Raw genomic sequence first — 2,641 nt, forward strand, 5'->3', positions numbered from 1 at the left:
TGTCAAGGGCCAGTGAGAACTGCCCAGTGGCGGACATGAAACCTGCCCGCTGACGGCCACGAGAACTGCCCGGTGGTGGCCATGGGATCTGCCCAAGGGGGCTGCGGCCACCACCGACCAGGGTGCTCAGCTCAACGGGCTCACCCCTTGGCCAGCCAGTGCTTGGGTGAGGCGCACGGAGTCGCCGCTGGTCTGGCAGACGTGGGCGTGGTGCAGCAGCCGGTCGACGGTGGCGGTGGCCAGCGTCTTGGGCATCAGTTCGTCGAATCCGGACGGGTGCAGGTTCGAGCTGATCGCGACCGAGCGCTTCTCGTAGGCGGCGTCGACGAGCCGGTAGAGCCCCTCGGCAGCGTCGGCGGCAACCGGCAGCAGCCCGATGTCATCAACGATGACCAGGTCGGCGCGCAGGACGCGGGCGATCGCTTTGGTGACGGTGTCGTCGGCACGATGACGGCGCAGCAGGACGCCGAGGTCTTCCAGCGTGAACCAGGCGACCTTCAGACCGGTCTCGACGGCCTGCTGGCCGAGCGCCTCCAGCAGGAACGTCTTCCCGGTCCCCGACGGCCCACAGATGACAAGGTTCTCTCGTCGGTGGACCCACTCCAGGGTCCGCAGTGCCTGCTGGGTCGGGGCCGGGATCGAGGACGCGTCGGGCTGCCACGCGTCGAAGGTCTTCCCGGTCGGGAACCCCGCCGCCGCACGCCTCGTGGCGAGTGCGGAGCGTTCCCGGCCGGCGACCTCCTCGGCGAACAGCGCCTTGAGCACCTCGACCGGTTCCCAACGTTGGGCCTTCGCGGTCGCGACGACCTCCGGCGCGTGCCGACGGATGTGCGGCAGCCGCAGCCGGCGCAGCAGGTCTTCCAGATCGGCTGGCAGTGGCGGCGCAGCGGAGGTCTTCATGCGATCACCTCGTCCTGACCGCGTCGCCGGTCCTGTTGACCGAGTTGTGCCCAGGCGCTGGTGCCCTGGGTCAGCGAGGAGTCCTCGCTGGCACGGTGCTCACCGTCGGCTGGCCGGCTGGCGTGGTGGTCGAGGATCGAGGACAGGTCGGCCTCGGCGAACCGGCCGTGGACGGCGGCGTGTCCGAGTGCCCAGTCGACCTCGACGGGGTTGAACAGCTTGGCCAGCGCGAGCGCTTGGGTCATCTTGACCCGCATCTTCGTGGTGCCCGCGGCGGCGGCCTCGACCAGCCACAGTCGGGCGCCCTCGCCCAGGTCGAGGAACTCCGTTTCCGCGGCGTTCCTGGCACGTGGTCGACGATCCAGCGGTCCCTCGGGCTGGGGCGGGAAGTGCTCGTCGTTGATCTTCGGTGTCCCGGGCGTGGCCCGGGCGTGGCGGGCGACCTCGACCGGACCATCGGCGCCGACGTGGACGATGACGACCTGCTCGTCGACCCCGACTCCTTGGGTGCGGACCCACACCGTGGCGCCCAGTAGGGACTGGCCGTCGTGGACGTGGGGGACCGAGTACTGGCCGGACTCGAAGGTCACCATCGGGGTGTTGGTCGGCACCACTCGGGTGGTGCCGAACGCCACCGTGTGCGGCACCGCGGGGACCGGGTGCAGCCGGGTGGCTTCCTCGGCGAGCATCTCGACCGGTGGTCGCTTGGTGAGCCGGTGCGGGCGGGTGTTGACCTTCTGACAGAACGCCTCGCAGGCGGCCTCGAGCTCAGCGAACGTCACGTACTCGGCGAGCAGGTTGGTGTCCTTGGGGACCAGGTCGGCCTTGCTGATCTTCACCGACGACTCGGTGCCGCCCTTGGACGCCGGATCCGCCGGGACACAGGTGTGCACGACCACCGAGTAGTGCTCGGCGAAGCTGACGAGCTGGGCGTTGCGGACCGGGATCCCGGCGATGTGCTCAACCGTGACGGTCTTCTCGTTGTCGGTCAACACGTAGGTCGGCACCCCGCCCAGCCGCCGGAACGTCTGGTCCAGCGCGGCGAACACGCTCGGCATCGTCTTGTCCCGCAGCGCGATCACCACTCGGAACCTCGACCACGCCAGCCAGGCGACGAACAGCACGGTCTTCACGCCGTCGACGACCGGACCGTCGCCGTAGTCGTACTGCAGCCACATCCCCGGCTCGGTGACCCACGGTCGGTGCACCCGCACATGGCCGGCCCGGTACGACGCCTTGACCATCGCGACCGCCCGGCGGGTGGTGCGCTCCGAACCCTTGTAGCCCATCGCAAGCAACTTCTCGTGGGCCACATCGGCGCGGACCTTGCCCTTCGAGCGTTCGACCCACTCCTCGACCTTGGGCAGGTACTCATCGATCAGCTGCGGCCGCGTCGCGGCCCGGTCCAGCTCGCCGCCGGCAGCGCGGCGGTCGACGTAGTGCTTCACCGTGTGGTGCGAGCAGCCGGCCAGCTCCCCGGCATCACGCAACGACCCTGTCAGGTCGTAGGCATCCAGAATTTTCATGATCTCCTCGGCAGACTTCAACTCATCCCTTCCTCGGGGCGATGGGGCGCTTCAGCACCGCTCATCGCACCCGAGGAAGGGGCCTCAACCGCGCAGCGCGGCGAGGCAGACGACGTCGTGTCGGGCAGATCCCATGACCGTCAGTGGGCAGTTCTCATGTCCGCCAGCGGGCAGTTTCGTGGCCGTCTCCGGGCAGTTTCTCGTGGCCGCCGACA

Annotated in this window: 2 protein-coding genes; both read right to left on the minus strand. The window is 69.1% G+C overall.

Annotation, left to right across the window (positions count from 1 at the left end; translation table 11 throughout):
* Positions 1-126 precede the first annotated feature (126 nt).
* A complete protein-coding gene (istB, locus tag QWJ41_RS20650; RefSeq protein ID WP_302710351.1) occupies positions 127-900 on the minus strand; it encodes an IS21-like element helper ATPase IstB in 774 nt (257 codons plus the stop codon).
* On the minus strand, positions 897-2,447 hold the full coding sequence (gene istA / locus QWJ41_RS20655) for an IS21 family transposase (protein ID WP_302710353.1): 1,551 nt from the start codon (positions 2,445-2,447) through the stop codon (positions 897-899). The genes istB and istA overlap by 4 nt, the downstream gene beginning before the upstream one ends.
* Between the last annotated feature and the right edge of the window lie 194 nt (positions 2,448-2,641).

It is taken from the genome of Nocardioides cremeus (genome assembly GCF_030518195.1).
GTDB lineage: Bacteria > Actinomycetota > Actinomycetes > Propionibacteriales > Nocardioidaceae > Nocardioides > Nocardioides cremeus.